Source organism: Actinoplanes sp. NPDC004185 (genome assembly GCF_053603475.1).
This window is the reverse complement of record NZ_JBSGFR010000011.1, coordinates 147,770-162,186: the sequence shown is the minus strand read 5'-3', so window position 1 is coordinate 162,186 and position 14,417 is coordinate 147,770. Positions and strand designations below refer to the sequence as shown.

The following is a 14,417-nucleotide window of genomic DNA, read 5'->3' as shown; positions in this document are numbered from 1 at the left end:
ATCGGCCTGAGGAGGCGGATGTCGGCCGGTCAGGAGTGGACGTCGGCCTCCGGGTCGGCGGCCGGGTCCGGCTCCAGCAGCAGCCGGGCGTAGTTCTCCATCGAACGCTGATAGCGCGGCAGATGCCCCGCCAACGCGCCCACCGCGATCCCCACCGCCTCCCGCTCCCGCCCCATATCCGCCAGCGACAAAGCCAGCACCGCCTTCACCGCATCGTCGAGCTCATCCGAACCGGCGGCCAGCTCCGCGGTCAGCAGCGTGACACTCTCCGGCGCCTCACCCAGCTCCCGCAGCGAGCTCGCGAGCTGGATCACGGCCTGCCGGCGACGGCTGCCGGACAGACCGGCCGCCAGCGCCTCCCGGTAGAGCGGCACGGCCTGGCCGGTGCGCCCGACGGCGTCCAGCGAGCCGGCCCGCTCGAAGAGTCCGATCGGGTCGTCCGGGCCGAGTTCGTCGGTGAGCTGCTCGACCAGCTTCAGGAAGGGCGCCTCGTCGAGCTCGTCGAACGCCGCCCACGCGGCGTCCATCCGCCGCTCCCAGTCCGGTGTGATCATGGTTTCAGCGTCGCACGACGGACGGCTTGACGCGGCCGGGCCTCGGCTGATCGGATGATCACAGCGTCGCAGTGCACCCGGCCAGGAGACCGCCGCGGGCATGGAGGCGCCGGACCATGGGACAACTCCGTGGACAGTGAATACTTCCGCTTCCGGGCGTACGGCCAGCAGTTGATCGAGATCCACATCGGCTTGCGCGACATGCTCGCCGACCTGCGGGAGGGCTTCGTCCCCGACGCCGAGCTGGGCGTCCACTGCCTCGCGTTCTGCGCCGCGGTCACCCGGCATCACACCGGTGAGGACACCGGCGTGTTCCCGCTGCTGGCCGAGCGTCATCCGGACCTGCGCGCGTTCCTGGCCGGGCTGGAACGCGACCATCAGGTGATCGCCGGCCTGCTGACCCGGGTGAGCACGCTTAGCCGGCAGCTGCGCGACGAGCACACGGCGGCCGGGGCCGCGGCGGTGCAGAGTGAGCTGGACGGGCTCGCCGCCGTGCTCGAGACGCATTTCATCGGTGAGGAGAAGCGGCTGGTCGCCGTGTTGGACGCCCTCGACCCTTCCGAGGGATTGACCGGTCTCACCGCCTAGGCCCAGCATTGCCCTACGCGACCGCAGGGAGTGCGTGTGAGTGCTTCGTCACGGCGGGCCGAGCTGCTCGAACGTCAGCGGGAGCTGCGCGCCCGGCACGACGCGCTGGGCGGGCTGGGCGCGGAGCCGCCCTACGACGCCGGGCAGCTCGATCGGGTCTTCACCGGCACCGACGAGCTGATGACGGTGGTCGACGAGCTCGCGGGCGAGGCCGCCCAGCGCCGGCTGATGCTGACGTTCGTGCTGCTCGGCGTGGCCGCGCTGGCTGCCGTGCTCGTCGCGGCCGGGGTGCTGCCGGCCTGGGCGCTGCTCGGCGTCGTGGTCGTGCTCGCCGCGGCGATCGCTCTGTGGCTCACCACCCGGGCCGGGCCGGGGGCGAGCCCGTGAGCGCCGACGCCTCCGGTGACCTCGCCCGGGTCGCCGCCGGGCTGCGCCGCGAGATGGGCAGCAAGGTCAACACCTTGCGCCTGCAGCTCACCCAGGAGATGCAGCGGATCGACAAGACGGCGGAGAGACGCGCCCGGGAGGCTTCCGCGCGGTTCGACGCCGGCGAAGCGCGGGTGGACGCCCTCGCCGCGGAGCAGACCGAGTTGCGCCGGCACGTCGAACGCAAGCTGCGCGAGTACGCGACCCGGGCCGGCCGGCTGGAGGGGGAGATCCAGCAGATCGAGGGGCTGCTGCGCCGGCAGCAGGGTGAGCTCCCGGTGGATCTGGACACCGTGCCGGCCGAGCTGGCGCCGCTGGTCGCGGACGTCCGGGCGGCCGAGCAGGTCCGGTCCTCCATCATGGACGACGCTGCCGTGGCCTTGCGCCGGCAGCAGATCGAGCGCTTCGAGCAGGACGAATGCCGGCTCGCGGAGACCCGGCAGCGGGCGCTGGGCGTCAGCCGTTCACTCGCCGTCCGCAAGGCCGGCGGGTGGGCGTTCCGGCGCGCGGCCGCGGCGTACCGGTCGGAGCGGGCCCTGATGGACGAGCAGGAGGCGCAGGTCGCGGCGGCGCGCGTGCAGCGGGACGAGGCGGAGCGGGAGTTGCATCGCGACGCCGCGCAGCAGCAGGCGTACAGCGCGCATCCGGGCGCCTCGGCCGCGGACCGGCTCGCCGCGCACGTCCGGGACCGGATCGACGCTGCCGTCGCCGGCTACGAGCTGTTCCCGCCGTGGTTCACTACCGTGCTCGGGCACCGGCCGTTGCCCGCCCGGGCCGCCGACTGGCGGGAGGTCGCGGTCCAGGTGGTGCTCTACCGGATCACCCATGGGGTCACCGACCGGGTGGTGGCGCTGGGTCCGCCGCCGGAGAGCGGCCACCGCGCCGCCCAGCACCGCGCCGTCCACACAGCACTGAGGCAGCTCGACGAGTGACCGGGCGGCACAATCGTCGGATGAACGACGATTGGACGCAGGCCGACAGCCGGGTCCGCTTCGACTGGGGTCCGTCCGGGGCGGACGCCGTCAGCCCCGGCGCCGGCCTCGTCGCCGTGGTCGACGTGCTCTCCTTCACCACGGCCCTGACCGTCGCCGTCGAGCGGGGGATCGCCGTCCTGCCGTACCGGTGGGGTGACGACTCGGCCGAGCGGGTGGCCCGGGAGCATCGCGCGGTGCTCGCCGTCGGGCGCAAACGGGTGGTGCGGCCGGATCAGGTGAGCCTGTCGCCGGACAGCATCCGGCGCAGCACGGGGATCGAGCGGCTCGTGCTGCCCTCGCCGAACGGCGCGACGATCTCGGCCCGGCTGGCCGAGGCCGGCGCGACCGTCGTCGGGGTGTCGCTGCGCAACGCGGACGCGGCCGCGGCGAGCGTCGTGCGCCGGCTGGGTGCGGGGGAGGCGGTCGCGGTGGTCGCGGCCGGGGAGCGCTGGCCGGACGGTTCGTTGCGGCCGGCGGTCGAGGACCTGTGGGGTGCGGGGGCGTTCATCGACGCCCTGGTACGGCGGGGAGCCGGTGGTCTCTCCGTCGAGGCGGGGACGGCGCTGGCGGCGTACCGGAGCGTCGCCGACGACGTGGCGACCGCCCTGCGCGACTGCGCCTCCGGGCGCGAGTTGCGGGCCCACGGTTTTCCGGAGGATGTCGCGGTGGCCGCGCAGCTGGACGCCACCACGGCGGTGCCGGTCTTGACCGACGGATGGTTCGTGGCAGATCCACTTCCGCCGGAAGGTCATCAGGGCGTTCTTTGATCTCCTGGCGCCTTGCCATGTCGGATTCCGACGTCGGCGTGGCTCTGGCTGGCGGATCGCGGTCGCGGTGAGAGATCGTGATGCGGTCACGCCTAGTGAGGAGATTCCCGTGCGGAAATGGTGGCCGCTGATCGCGGTGTGCCTCGGCACTTTCATGCTGCTCGTCGACGTCACCATTGTGAACGTCGCACTGCCGGAGATGGCGGTGGACCTCGGCACGTCGTTCAGCTCCCTGCAATGGGTCATGGACGGCTACGCGCTGTCACTGGCCGTCCTGTTGCTCGGCGCCGGGGCGCTCGGCGACCGGCTCGGGCACCGCCGGCTCTACATCGCCGGCCTGATCGTGTTCGCGCTGTCCTCGCTGGCCTGCGGGCTCGCCGGCGACGACGGCCTGCTGATCGCCGCCCGGGTGGTGCAGGGCATCGGCGCCGCGGCCATGTTCACCACCACGTTCGCCCTGCTCAACAGCGCCTACCAGGGTCGCTCCCGCGGCGTGGCGTACGGCGTCTGGGGCGGCGTCTCCGGCGCGGCCGCGGCCATCGGCCCGATCCTGGGCGGTCTGCTCACCGAGGCGCTGAGCTGGCGCTGGATCTTCCTGGTCAACCTGCCGGTGAGCATCGCCGCGCTGGTGCTGTGCTTCACCGCGCTGACTGCCGACCGCGCGGCCCGGCGCGGCCGCTTCGACCTGGCCGGCACCCTGACCTTCACCGTCGCGGCGGGGGCCCTGACGCTGGCCGTCATCCGGGCCACCACCGTCGGCTGGGGCTCGGTCCAGACCTGGGGACTGCTGCTGCTCAGCGGCCTCGCGCTGGCCGCGTTCGTCCTGGTGGAACGGCGTAGCCCGCACGCCATGCTGGACCTGGCCTTGCTGCGTAACCGTTCCTTCGCCGGCATCCTGGTGGCGGCGCTGCTGGTGAACTTCGCGGCCTTCGCGGCGTTCACCTACACCTCGATCTGGCTCCAGACGGTCATCGGGCTCTCGCCGCTGCAGGCCGGCCTGACCGGGCTGCCGATGTCGATCGTCTCGGTGATCGTCTCCGGGGTCGCGGGCGCCAAGCTGCACGGCCGCTCCCCGCGGCTGCTCATCGGCGGCGGGATGCTGCTGATCGGCCTGGGCAGCGCCCTCTGCGCCCTGCTGCTGGGCGCGCAGTCCAGCTGGTCCGCCCTGATGGCCGGGTACGCGGTCATCGGCGCCGGTGTCGGCCTGGTCATGCCCACCCTCGCCGAATCGGCCATGGGTGCTGTCCCGGCCCACCGCGGCGGCATGGCCGGTGGCGCGGTCACCACCGCCCGGCAGCTCGGCTTCGCGATCGGCATCGCCGTACTCGGCACGGTTTTCGCGGCCCGCGCGGAGGATCACCTGGGTGCGCAGGGCGCCCCGGAGCCGGAGCGGACCGCGCACGCCCTCGCCGGAGGACAGGCCGGCCGCATCCTGGCCGCGGTGCCCGACGGCCTGCGCGGCACGATCGACCGGGCCCTGCACGGCGCGGCGGTCGCCGGGCTGGACGCGGGCTTCCTGGTGGCGGCCGGGGTGGGCCTGCTCGGCGGGATCGCGGTGCTGATCCTCGTACGGCCGGCCGCCCCGGCACCCTCAGAGGACCGGCTCCCCGAGTACACCGCCGTCCACGAGTGAGACGGCATGCTTGACCCGGCTCAGCACCGGCACCGTCTCGCAGGTGCGGATCTCCGGGATGGCGGCGATCTCGGTGGTCAGATAGCGGTAGAGCTCCTCGGCGTCCCGGCACAGCGCGATCGCGGTGATCGTGGCGGTGCCGGTGACCGCCGCCGCCCAGGCCAGCTGGCGGTGATCGGCGAGCCGGGCGCCGACCGCGGCCAGATCGGCCGGCGCGACGGTGAGCCACAGGTTCGCCGCCGACCGGAAACCCATCAGGGAAGCCGCGACCTCGGTGTCGAAGTACACCGCCCCGGCGGCGATCAGCGCGCCCAGCCGCAGGGCGACCTTGCGCTGCGTCCAGCCGGTGACGGTGGCCAGCGCGGCATAACCGGCCCGGCCGTCCCGGGCGAGCGCGGCGAGCAGCGCCCGGTCCCCGGGCTCGACCCGGGCGCCGCCCTCGCCCCTCAGCTGCAGCTCAGCCCCCACCCGTACGCCGGGGTCGGCGCCGTCCAGCAACTGCTCGCGCTGCCCCGCGCTCAACTGCTCGTCGCCGGCGATCCAGTCGGTCTCGCCCCGGCCCACGAAGCGGTGCAGCACCTGATGGGCGCTGAGCGAGAGCACGTTGGCCGCCCGCGGCAGATGATGCAGCAGGCCCTCGCGGCGATCGTGGTCGGCGGTGACCCGCACCGCGCAGGTCAGCTCGGCGCCGCCGGCCCCGATCGTCACCCAGCTGGTGTCGGTGCGCCGCGCCAGCGCCTGCGCCGTCACGGCGGCGGTGCCGGGCCGGCAGGAGATCCGCAGCGTCCAGTACGTGGTCCCGGGCAGCCGCTCGGGGTCGGCCTGCCCGAAGACCCGGATCAGCCCCCGGGTGCGCATCCGCTGATAGCGCCGGGCGACGGTCTGCTCGGAGACGGCCAGCACAGCCGCCAGCCGGGCGAACGGAACCCGCGGAGCAAGCCGCAGTCCCTGGAGGATCTGCCGGTCCAACTGGTCGACCGAGGCGGATTCCGCCCCGCTGTGAGAGTCCACGGCTGGAATGGTACGTGCCCAGGTCAGCCGCCGAGGGTCGCCGCATCCAGGATGACGATCCCGTCCGGACGCTGGCAGCGCACCTCGACCAGCAGCTGATCGGCTCCGGTGACCTTGGCGCTCAACGCGCGGCCGGGCTCGTTGACGACACCACCCTGCACGCCGGCCTCGAGGGTCCGGAAGGTGTCGTCCTTCTGCCGGGTCTTCGTGTAGACCCGCACCTCGACCGGATCCGCCTTGCGGGTCTCCGCCCAGCCGCTCACCGTGGCCGCGAAGGTGCGGAACCTGCGGTCGAGCTCGTAGGTGAGGGTCCGGGTCTGGTCACCGGTGTTGTTACTGGGGCACTCGACGGCCACCGGCCGGGTGTAGTCCGCCGCGGTCACGCCGTCGGGCAGGGCCACCACCGTGCCGCCGATCCGGTCCAGGCTGTCCAGCGGCGTGCCGGCACCCGTCCCGGGCGGGGTCACCGTCGTACCGGCCGGGGGGCTCGTGTCCGACCGGGCCGGCGGGGTGGCGGGCGGGATCGCGGGCGCGGTGGTGGCAGTGCCCGACACCACCTGGTCGTCCGGGCCGGAGAAGTGCTGCCAGGCCCAGTTGCCCCCGGCCGCGAGCGCCGTCACCGCCGCGATGACGGCCGAGATCACGCCGGCCTTGTCACCCATGTTGAGGGCGCGCCAGCGCTCCCGCCGACTGTCTGTGTGTGTACTCGTGCTTTCGGTCACCACTCTTGCCTTAATCATCGATGCACGGCCGACGATGTGCGGAATATCGTCCCGGATGCGCGCCGATCGAGTGTTGCGTACCGCCGGCTGCGTGAAAAAGCACTTTCAACCGTTCCGGCGCTTCTCGTGTCCGTTCGACCGAGTCGTCCCGGTCATCGATCTTGGAGTTCGGGTGTCCTCACCGCAGCCGCCGTCCGGCGCCGGCCCGTCCATGCCACCGTCCGCCTCCCGCCCGCCGGCCTTCGGCCAGGCCCAGGCCCCGGCGCCCGGTGCGCCGAAGCAGCCGCCGGTCTCCGGGGCGCCGTACGGGTCCCCGGTGTCCGCGGGTCCCGGGCCGGGCCGGGGCGTGGCCCGGCTGGCCATGCTCGTCGCCGCCGTCGCGGTGCTGCTCTCTCTCGGTTCCCTCGGGGTCGCGGCGTGGGCCTTGAGCAAGGCGGACAACGCCGAGGAGACCGTGGCGGCGCTTCCGCCCGCGCCCGGCCCGGCGCAGGGCGCGGACCCCACAGCGCCGGCCGCCGAACCGACGGCCGGCACCGGGCCCACCGCCGACCCGGAGCCGGCCGAGCCGCCCGCCGGGGAGGCCAGCGCCGCGCCGCTCAACCCGCAGTCGGTCTTCAAGCTGTTCTACGAGAAGCGCACCCTGAACGTGCAGGTGACCGGCTGCGACACCCGGAAGATCGATCTGGACGAGCCCCGGCTCGACGCGGAGGGCGCGGCGGACATCTCCCTCGACGCGTGCACGGGCGGGATCGCCAAGATGGAGTTCAGTGACGGCGTCGTCGCGGCGGTGGGAGAGAGCGCCATGACGCCGAACGCGTGCGCCGAGCAGATTCAGTTCAGCGCCATCCCGTCGACCAAGGAATACGCCATGCGCAAGGGCGACGCCTACTGCATCCAGACGTCGCTGGCCGCGGCCAACAGCCGGGGCGACAGCCAGCGCATGGTGGTCGTCACGGTCACCGGGGTCAGCGCCGACAATCTGGTCACGTTGCAGGCGACCGCGTACATCGTGCCTCAGTGAGCGGTGCGGTCCCGGGCCTGTGCGCAGCGGTACGGGGCGTAGCTGACACAATGTCGGGTGCGCCCCGTGAACCCCTGTGAGGAGAAGTTTCCGTGATCCGTACCCATGACGCCGGCAGCTTGCGTGCGAGCCACGCCGGTCAGACGGTGACGCTCGCCGGGTGGGTCGCCCGCCGCCGCGACCACGGCGGTGTCATCTTCGTCGACCTGCGTGACGCCTCGGGTGTCGTGCAGGTCGTCTTCCGCGAGGAGGACGCGCACGCGCTGCGCAACGAGTTCTGTGTGAAGGTCACCGGTGAGGTCACCCAGCGCCCGGCCGGCAACGAGAACCCGGACCTGCCCACCGGGGCCGTCGAGGTCACCGCGAGCGAGCTGGTCGTGCTCTCCGAAGCCGCGCCGCTGCCGCTGCCCGTCGACGACACCATCACCGCCTCCGACGACCTGCGCCTCAAGTACCGCTACCTGGACCTGCGCCGCAGCGGCCCGGCCAACGCGCTGAAGCTGCGCAGCCGGGCCAACCAGATCGCCCGGGAGATCCTGCACGCGCGGGACTTCAACGAGATCGAGACGCCGACGCTGACCCGGTCGACGCCCGAGGGCGCCCGGGACTTCCTGGTCCCGGTCCGGCTGCAGCCGGGCACCTGGTACGCCCTGCCGCAGTCCCCGCAGCTGTTCAAGCAGCTGCTGATGGTGGCCGGCATGGAGCGCTACTACCAGATCGCCCGCTGCTACCGCGACGAGGACTTCCGCGCCGACCGGCAGCCGGAGTTCACCCAGCTCGACATCGAGATGTCCTTCGTGACCCAGGACGACATCATCGAGCTCGGCGAGGAACTCGTCGTCAAGTTGTGGGGCGAGCTCGCCGGCTACACCGTCCAGACCCCGATCCCGCGGATCACCTGGACCGACGCGATGAACCGGTACGGCTCCGACAAGCCCGACCTGCGGTACGGCGTCGAGCTGACCGAGCTGACCGACTACCTGCGCGGCACCGAGTTCCGGGTGTTCGCCGGGGCGATCGACGCCGGGGGTTACGTCGGCGCGGTCGTCATGCCGGGCGGCGCCGCGCAGACCCGCAAGGAGCTCGACGGCTGGCAGGACTGGGCCAAGGCGCGCGGCGCCCGTGGCCTGGCGTACGTGGTGCTGGACGCGGAGACCGGAGCGGCGCGCGGCCCGGTCGCCAAGAACCTGTCCGAGGCGCACCTGGCCGGGCTGGCCGACGTGGTGGGCGCGAAGCCGGGCGACGCGGTGTTCTTCGCCGCCGCGACCGAGCGCCGCGAGGCCCAGGAGCTGCTGGGCGCGGCCCGCATCGAGATCGCCAAGCGGTCGGGGCTGATCGACGAGTCCACCTGGGCGTTCTGCTGGGTCGTCGATGCGCCCATGTTCGAGAAGACCGACGACGGTGGCTGGACGGCCGTGCACCACCCGTTCACCTCGCCGAACGCCGAGTGGATGGACAAGTTCGAGGAGGCGCCGGACCAGGCGCTGGCCTACGCGTACGACATCGTGGTCAACGGCAACGAGATCGGCGGCGGCAGCGTCCGTATCCACCGCGGTGACGTGCAGAGCCGGGTCTTCGACCTGCTCGGCATCACCCCGGAGGAGGCCCAGGACAAGTTCGGCTTCCTGCTGGAGGCGTTCAAGTACGGGCCGCCGCCGCACGCCGGCATCGCCCTCGGCTGGGACCGCACCTGCATGCTGCTCTCCGGCAACGAGTCGATCCGCGAGGTCATCGCGTTCCCGAAGACCCGCGGCGGCTACGACCCGCTGACCACCGCGCCGACGCCGATCACCGCCCAGCAGCGGCTGGAGGCCGGCATCGACGCGAAGCCGAAGGCCACGGCGGCGACGCCGGGCACGGACGGCGTGGCAGCCCCGGTGGAGCCCTCGAACTGATGCGGGTGCTGGTCGTCGGCGCCAGCGGTCATCTCGGCAGCGAGGTGGCCCGGCTGGCGTCGGCGGCCGGGGCCGAGGTCGCCGGGACCTCCACCACCGGCGCGAGCGGCTGGTCCCGGCTGGACATCACGGATCGCGAGGCGGTCCGCGCGCTGGTCTCCCGGGTCCGGCCGGCGGTCGTGGTCAACGCGGCGTACCGGGCGGACAGCTGGGCGATCTGCGCCGACGGGGCAGCCCACGTGGCCCTCGCCGCTGCCGAGGCCGGTGCCCGTCTGGTGCACGTGTCCTCCGACGCGCTGCACGGCGGCCGGCCCGAGCCCTACGGCGACGAGGCGGCGCCGACCCCGATCTACCCGTACGGTGCGGCGAAGGCAGCGGCCGAGACGGCCGTCGCCGCGATCGACCCGGCAGCCGCCCTGGTCCGGACTTCGTTGATCGTCGGGGACGAGCGCAGCAAGCAGGTCCGCTTCGCCCTGGACCTCATCACCGGCCGGGCCCGGGGTGTCCTCTTCAGCGACATGGTCCGCTGCCCGATCGACGCGACCGACCTGGCCGCCGCGCTCCTGGAACTGGCCGGCGGCGGATACCAGGGCCTGATCAATGTCGCCGGGCCGCAGGCAGTGAGCCGCGCGGAGCTCGGTCGCCTGGTGGCGAGGCGCTACGGACTCGACCCGGCGGCCGTGCCGGTGTGCACGATCGCCGAGAGCGACCTCACGGCGGGCGCCGCGGAGGTCCGGCTGGACAGCACCCGCGCCACCGGCCTGCTCAAGACGCCGCTGCGCGGTGTCGGCGAGGCGCTGGGCGTCGCGTAGCCGGATCGGCGGCCATCGAGGTGCGCTTCCGGTGACCGTTGCCGATGATGGAGCCAACCCGTCACCGAGGAGGCGCCCGTGCTGGCCGAACCCACCATCCTGTGGCGCGACGAGCAGCTGTACGTCGCCCGGCGCGAGTCGATCACCATGACCGAGTTCGCCCGGGTCGCCGATCATCTGCCGGCGATGTTCGGCTGGCTGGGCGAGCGCGGGGTGGTGCCGGCCGGCGCCCCCTTCTTCCGCTACCGGGTGATCGACATGTCCGCTGAGCTGGTCGTGGAGGCCGGCATCCCGCTGTCGGCGCCGATCGAGGTCGCCGAGCCGGACTTCGTCGACGTGCTGCCCGCGGGCCGGTACGCGACCCTCACCCACGTCGGCCACCCCGACGAGCTGATGGGTGTCACCGCCACGCTGCTGGACTGGGGACAGCACCAGGGAGTGCGCTGGGACGTGACCCCGACCCCGGAGGGCGAGGTGTGGGGCGCCCGGCTGGAGGTGCTGCTGACCAACCCGGCCGAGGAGCCGGACCAGCACAAGTGGGAGACCGCGCTGCTGTTCCGCCTGGCCGACTAGCCTGCCGGCATGGAGTTCTTCTGCTACCACCGGGACCGGCCCGGCTCAGCGGCGCTGCGCGACGAACTGTTGTCGGCGCACTGGTCCTACATGGACGGCTATGCGGCCGGGATGATCGCCCGCGGCCCGACTCTCACCGACGACGGTGAGACGGCGACCGGCAGCGTGCACATCGTCGATCTGCCCGATCCCGCTGCGGCGCGCGCGTTCGCCTTCGAGGAACCCAACTACCAGGCCGGCGTGTACCGGGACGTGCTGCTGCGCCGATGGCGCAACCTGCTCGGGCGCACGATGTGGGACTTCTCGGGCGGCCGGAGCGGCGGCCATCGCTACCTGGTGCTCGGCCTCGGCGCGGGGCCGGGCGCCGACCTCGCCCTGCCGGCCGCGGCGGACGAGCTGATCGCGTACGGCCCGCTGCTGGCCGACGACGGTGTCGCCTGGCTGGGCACGGCGGCGCTGGTCCGGGCGGTCGATGCCGGCCGGGCGCGGACGGTCCTGACCGCCGACCGGTACGCCGCCGTCGAGGTGCACAATTGGGCCTTCGGCGGGCGCCCCTGACGTACCTCCACTGTGGACCGCTTTGCCCGGATTCCCGGGTGGCGCTAGTCAGTTGTGAGTATTTCTCTTGATCGTTGATCTATCACTATACGTGTCTGCGCGGATACGATCAGCGGCAGCGACGGCGCGCCCACCGGTGTTCGTGTCGAGTCGCTGTTGTCTGTCGCCGCTTGCCGACCCCACAAGGAGTTGCAGTGGACGCGTACTTCATGACCGCGCGCCATGAACAGTTGCGTCAGGAGGTGCGAGCGTTCGCGGAGACCGAGGTGCGCCTGCGGATCGACGAGATGGAAGCCTCCCGCGCGGTCCAGTACGACCTCTCGCGGCTGATCGCCCGCCAGGGCTGGATCGGTGTCACGATCGGCCCCGGGCACGGCGGCATGGGTCTCGGTCACCTGGCCAAGACCATCATCATCGAGGAGCTGGCCCGGGTCAGCGGTGCGATGGGCGCCATGGTGCAGGCGTCCCAGCTGGGCGTGGCCAAGATCCTTCACTTCGGCGACGCCGACCAGCAGGCGAAGTGGCTGCCGGCCATCGCGGCGGGGGAGTGCCTGCCGACGATCGCCGTCACCGAGGAGCACTCCGGCGGGCACGTGCTGGGCATGTCGGCCACGGCCGAGCGCGACGGCTCGGACTACGTCCTCAATGGACGCAAGGTCTTCGTCGGCAACAGCCACGTCGGTGACCTGCACGGTGTGGTGGTGCGCACCGGCACCGGCTCCAAGGGCCTGTCGGCGTTCCTGGTGGAGGCCGACCGGCCCGGCTTCTCGCTCGGCCCGCACCGGGCCGCGATGGGCCTGCACGGCTTCAGCTTCGGCGAGCTCGTCTTCGCCGACTGCCGGATCCCGGCGGCCAACCGGCTGGGTGCCGAGGGCGACGGCCTCTCCGTGGCCTACTCCTCCAGCATCCTGTACGGCCGCCCGAACCTGACCGCGGTGGCGCTGGGCATCCACCAGGCCCTGGTCGAGGAGACCTCGGCGTACGTCAGCGAGCGGCACCGCTACGGCAAGCCGCTCGGCGAACTGCTGCCGATCAAGCTCAAGCTCGGCCAGATGCAGTCCCGGCTGATGACCGCGCGGCTGGCCGCGTACCACGCCGTGCACACGCTGGACCAGGGGCTGCCCTGCGACGCGGAGCTGATGAACGCCAAGCTCATCAACGTCGAGTCCGCTCTGGACAGTGCCCGCAACGCGATGGAGATCCACGCCGCGGCCGGGCTCTACGCGGACCGGCCGGTGGAGCGCTACCTGCGCGACGCCCATCACATCTTCGCCCCGGCCGGCACCTCCGACGTGCAGCTGATCCGCCTGGCCGAGGTGGCCCTGGGGACGGCCAAGGGCCAGTGGTCGCAACGGCTGGCCGCACGTCCGGCCGAGGAGGCCGTCATCCCGTGAACCGCGATCAGCGGCCGTCCTCCCGCCGGTGGATCTGGGTGATCAGCTCGGCGGCCATCGACTTGATGGTCTCCAGGCCGGGCCGCCCCCACGGGCGGGGCTCCACGTCCACCACGCAGATCGTGCCGAGGGTCGTGCCCGTCCGGTCGATCAGCGGCGCCCCGAGATAGGACCGGATCCCGATCTCGTCGACCACCGGGTTGCCGGCGAAGCGGGGGTAGTCGCAGACGTCGTCGAGAACCAGCGCCTTGCGGCGTACCACCACGTGCGGGCAGTAGCCGTGGTCGCGGTCCATGACCCGGCCCGGCGTCGCGGACGGGTCACCCTTGGCCACGGTGTGCAGGCCGGCGAAGTACTGCCGGTCCTCACTGATGAAGTTCACCATCGCGTACGGGGCGCCGGTGACCTCGGTCAGCTTGCGGGCGAAGTCGTCGAACTCCGGGTCCGGCTGCTCACCGAGGCCCAGCTCGCGCAGCCGCCGCATCCGCAGCGGCACCTCCAGGTCGGTCGGGGTCAGCGGGTGGTGCGGGGACGAGTCGTAGATCATGCCAAGCTCCGGATGGCCGTCGGGGTGGGATGTACGCCGAGCAGGTGCTGGATGAGCTGGACGAGCACACCCGTGGCGGACCGGCTGTCACGGGCGTCGCAACTGACGATCGGCACCTCGGGCCGCAGGTCGAGCGCGCTGCGCACGTCGGCCGGCTCGTACCGGAACGCGTTGTCGAACTGGTTGACGGCCACCAGGAAGCCGATGCCGCGCGACTCGAAGAAGTCCACCGCCGCGAAACAGTCCTGCAGCCGCCGGGTGTCGGCCAGCACGACCGCGCCCATCGCCCCGGCGGACAGCTCGTCCCACATGAACCAGAAGCGTTCCTGGCCGGGCGTGCCGAACAGATAGAGGATGTGCCGCCGGTCGATGGTGATCCGGCCGAAGTCCATCGCGACCGTGGTGGTCGTCTTGCGCTCGATGCCGGTCAGGTTGTCGGTGCCGACGCCGGCGGTGGTGAGGATCTCCTCCGTCCGCAGGGGCTCGATCTCGCTGACCGCGCCCACGAACGTCGTCTTGCCCACCCCGAACCCGCCGGCGATGAGCAGTTTGAGCGGCGTCGGGAACGGATCAGAGTCGTCGCTGTAAGGCATTGAGAATGGTCTCCAGTACCGCCGTATTGGTGGGTTCGGCCGCCGGGCCGGGGGATCGGGTGTCGATGGCGCCGGCGTCGACCAGGTCGGAAAGCAGGATCTTGGTGACGACCGCGGGCAGCCGCAGCCGGGCGGCGACCTCGGCGACCGTCGTCGGGCTGCCGCACAACCCGAGGGCCTCGGCGTGGTCGGGCTCGAGCTGACCGTGCGGCAGCCGGCCGGTCGCCTTGACCATCGACAGCAGTTCCAGGTGGGTGCTGGGCTGGGTGCGCCCGTTGCTCACCGTGTACGGCCGGACGAGTCGTCCCGCGGCGTCGTCGAGCCAGTGCTCGTCGTCGGGCCGCCCCAT

At 72.5% G+C, this 14,417-nt stretch carries 17 protein-coding genes; 11 read left to right on the top strand and 6 right to left on the bottom strand.

Annotated features, from left to right (window positions below; all coding sequences use genetic code 11):
- Window positions 1-29: 29 nt before the first annotated feature.
- Window positions 30-554, bottom strand: a complete 525-nt coding sequence (locus ACWEOZ_RS14045) for a tetratricopeptide repeat protein (RefSeq protein WP_451911097.1) — start codon at window positions 552-554, stop codon at window positions 30-32.
- Window positions 555-683: 129 nt separating this feature from the next.
- Between ACWEOZ_RS14045 and ACWEOZ_RS14040 the strand changes: the two genes are divergently transcribed.
- The 5 genes from ACWEOZ_RS14040 (at window position 684) to ACWEOZ_RS14020 (ending at window position 4,942) form a co-directional block, all read left to right on the top strand.
- On the top strand, window positions 684-1,142 hold the full coding sequence (locus tag ACWEOZ_RS14040; RefSeq protein ID WP_451911096.1) for a hemerythrin domain-containing protein: 459 nt from the start codon (window positions 684-686) through the stop codon (window positions 1,140-1,142).
- 36 nt (window positions 1,143-1,178) lie between these two features.
- Window positions 1,179-1,529 (top strand): hypothetical protein, encoded by a 351-nt coding sequence (locus tag ACWEOZ_RS14035; RefSeq protein WP_451911095.1) that lies wholly within the window; start codon window positions 1,179-1,181, stop codon window positions 1,527-1,529.
- Window positions 1,526-2,500 carry a hypothetical protein gene (locus ACWEOZ_RS14030; RefSeq protein WP_451911094.1) on the top strand — a complete coding sequence of 325 codons (975 nt, stop codon included), beginning with the start codon at window positions 1,526-1,528 and terminating at the stop codon, window positions 2,498-2,500. Before ACWEOZ_RS14035 ends, ACWEOZ_RS14030 begins: the two co-directional genes overlap by 4 nt.
- A 20-nt stretch (window positions 2,501-2,520) precedes the next feature.
- The gene (locus ACWEOZ_RS14025; protein ID WP_451911093.1) at window positions 2,521-3,309 is read left to right on the top strand and encodes a 2-phosphosulfolactate phosphatase; all 789 of its coding nucleotides are present in this window, start codon (window positions 2,521-2,523) and stop codon (window positions 3,307-3,309) included.
- 109 nt (window positions 3,310-3,418) lie between these two features.
- Complete coding sequence (locus ACWEOZ_RS14020; RefSeq protein WP_451911092.1) at window positions 3,419-4,942, top strand: DHA2 family efflux MFS transporter permease subunit; 1,524 nt, start codon at window positions 3,419-3,421, stop codon at window positions 4,940-4,942.
- Here ACWEOZ_RS14020 and ACWEOZ_RS14015 read toward each other — a convergent pair.
- Together ACWEOZ_RS14015 and ACWEOZ_RS14010 are read right to left on the bottom strand one after the other, a co-directional pair.
- Entirely contained in the window at window positions 4,901-5,953 is a 1,053-nt protein-coding gene (locus tag ACWEOZ_RS14015; protein ID WP_451911091.1) for an Lrp/AsnC family transcriptional regulator, read from the bottom strand. The genes ACWEOZ_RS14020 and ACWEOZ_RS14015 overlap by 42 nt on opposite strands.
- A gap of 23 nt (window positions 5,954-5,976) precedes the next feature.
- A complete protein-coding gene (locus tag ACWEOZ_RS14010) occupies window positions 5,977-6,615 on the bottom strand; it encodes a hypothetical protein (protein WP_451911090.1) in 639 nt (212 codons plus the stop codon).
- Window positions 6,616-6,847: 232 nt separating this feature from the next.
- Between ACWEOZ_RS14010 and ACWEOZ_RS14005 the strand changes: the two genes are divergently transcribed.
- From ACWEOZ_RS14005 to ACWEOZ_RS13980, 6 genes are all read left to right on the top strand, one after another.
- Complete coding sequence (locus tag ACWEOZ_RS14005; protein WP_451911089.1) at window positions 6,848-7,696, top strand: hypothetical protein; 849 nt, start codon at window positions 6,848-6,850, stop codon at window positions 7,694-7,696.
- Between the two features lie 92 nt (window positions 7,697-7,788).
- Window positions 7,789-9,591 (top strand): aspartate--tRNA ligase, encoded by a 1,803-nt coding sequence (gene aspS, locus ACWEOZ_RS14000; protein WP_451911088.1) that lies wholly within the window; start codon window positions 7,789-7,791, stop codon window positions 9,589-9,591.
- Window positions 9,591-10,403 (top strand): sugar nucleotide-binding protein, encoded by an 813-nt coding sequence (locus tag ACWEOZ_RS13995; RefSeq protein WP_451911087.1) that lies wholly within the window; start codon window positions 9,591-9,593, stop codon window positions 10,401-10,403. The genes aspS and ACWEOZ_RS13995 overlap by 1 nt, the downstream gene beginning before the upstream one ends.
- A gap of 78 nt (window positions 10,404-10,481) precedes the next feature.
- The gene (locus ACWEOZ_RS13990; protein ID WP_451911086.1) at window positions 10,482-10,976 is read left to right on the top strand and encodes a GyrI-like domain-containing protein; all 495 of its coding nucleotides are present in this window, start codon (window positions 10,482-10,484) and stop codon (window positions 10,974-10,976) included.
- Between the two features lie 9 nt (window positions 10,977-10,985).
- Window positions 10,986-11,534, top strand: coding sequence for a YciI family protein (locus tag ACWEOZ_RS13985; RefSeq protein WP_451911085.1), 549 nt, complete (start codon window positions 10,986-10,988; stop codon window positions 11,532-11,534).
- A gap of 194 nt (window positions 11,535-11,728) precedes the next feature.
- Entirely contained in the window at window positions 11,729-12,928 is a 1,200-nt protein-coding gene (locus tag ACWEOZ_RS13980) for an acyl-CoA dehydrogenase family protein (RefSeq protein WP_451911084.1), read from the top strand.
- A 7-nt stretch (window positions 12,929-12,935) separates the two neighbouring features.
- Here the strand turns inward: ACWEOZ_RS13980 and ACWEOZ_RS13975 are convergent, their stop codons facing one another.
- From ACWEOZ_RS13975 to ACWEOZ_RS13965, 3 genes are read right to left on the bottom strand one after another with little or no spacing between them, the layout of a single operon-like run.
- Window positions 12,936-13,475, bottom strand: a complete 540-nt coding sequence (locus tag ACWEOZ_RS13975; RefSeq protein WP_451911083.1) for a GAF domain-containing protein — start codon at window positions 13,473-13,475, stop codon at window positions 12,936-12,938.
- Window positions 13,472-14,068, bottom strand: a complete 597-nt coding sequence (locus ACWEOZ_RS13970; protein WP_451911082.1) for a GTP-binding protein — start codon at window positions 14,066-14,068, stop codon at window positions 13,472-13,474. Before ACWEOZ_RS13970 ends, ACWEOZ_RS13975 begins: the two co-directional genes overlap by 4 nt.
- Window positions 14,046-14,417: a DUF742 domain-containing protein gene (locus ACWEOZ_RS13965; protein WP_451911081.1), complete on the bottom strand. Its 372-nt coding sequence runs from the start codon at window positions 14,415-14,417 to the stop codon at window positions 14,046-14,048. Before ACWEOZ_RS13965 ends, ACWEOZ_RS13970 begins: the two co-directional genes overlap by 23 nt.

Excerpts from the sequence above, each read along its gene's own strand:
- ACWEOZ_RS14045 (WP_451911097.1), bottom strand. The coding sequence starts at position 554 with ATGATCACACCGGACTGGGAGCGGCGGATGGACGCCGCGTGGGCGGCG.
- ACWEOZ_RS14025 (WP_451911093.1), top strand. The coding sequence starts at position 2,521 with ATGAACGACGATTGGACGCAGGCCGACAGCCGGGTCCGCTTCGACTGG.
- ACWEOZ_RS14010 (WP_451911090.1), bottom strand. The coding sequence starts at position 6,615 with ATGGGTGACAAGGCCGGCGTGATCTCGGCCGTCATCGCGGCGGTGACG.
- ACWEOZ_RS13995 (WP_451911087.1), top strand. The coding sequence starts at position 9,591 with ATGCGGGTGCTGGTCGTCGGCGCCAGCGGTCATCTCGGCAGCGAGGTG.
- ACWEOZ_RS13985 (WP_451911085.1), top strand. The coding sequence starts at position 10,986 with ATGGAGTTCTTCTGCTACCACCGGGACCGGCCCGGCTCAGCGGCGCTG.
- ACWEOZ_RS13975 (WP_451911083.1), bottom strand. The coding sequence starts at position 13,475 with ATGATCTACGACTCGTCCCCGCACCACCCGCTGACCCCGACCGACCTG.
- ACWEOZ_RS13970 (WP_451911082.1), bottom strand. The coding sequence starts at position 14,068 with ATGCCTTACAGCGACGACTCTGATCCGTTCCCGACGCCGCTCAAACTG.
- ACWEOZ_RS13965 (WP_451911081.1), bottom strand. The coding sequence starts at position 14,417 with ATGGGGCGGCCCGACGACGAGCACTGGCTCGACGACGCCGCGGGACGA.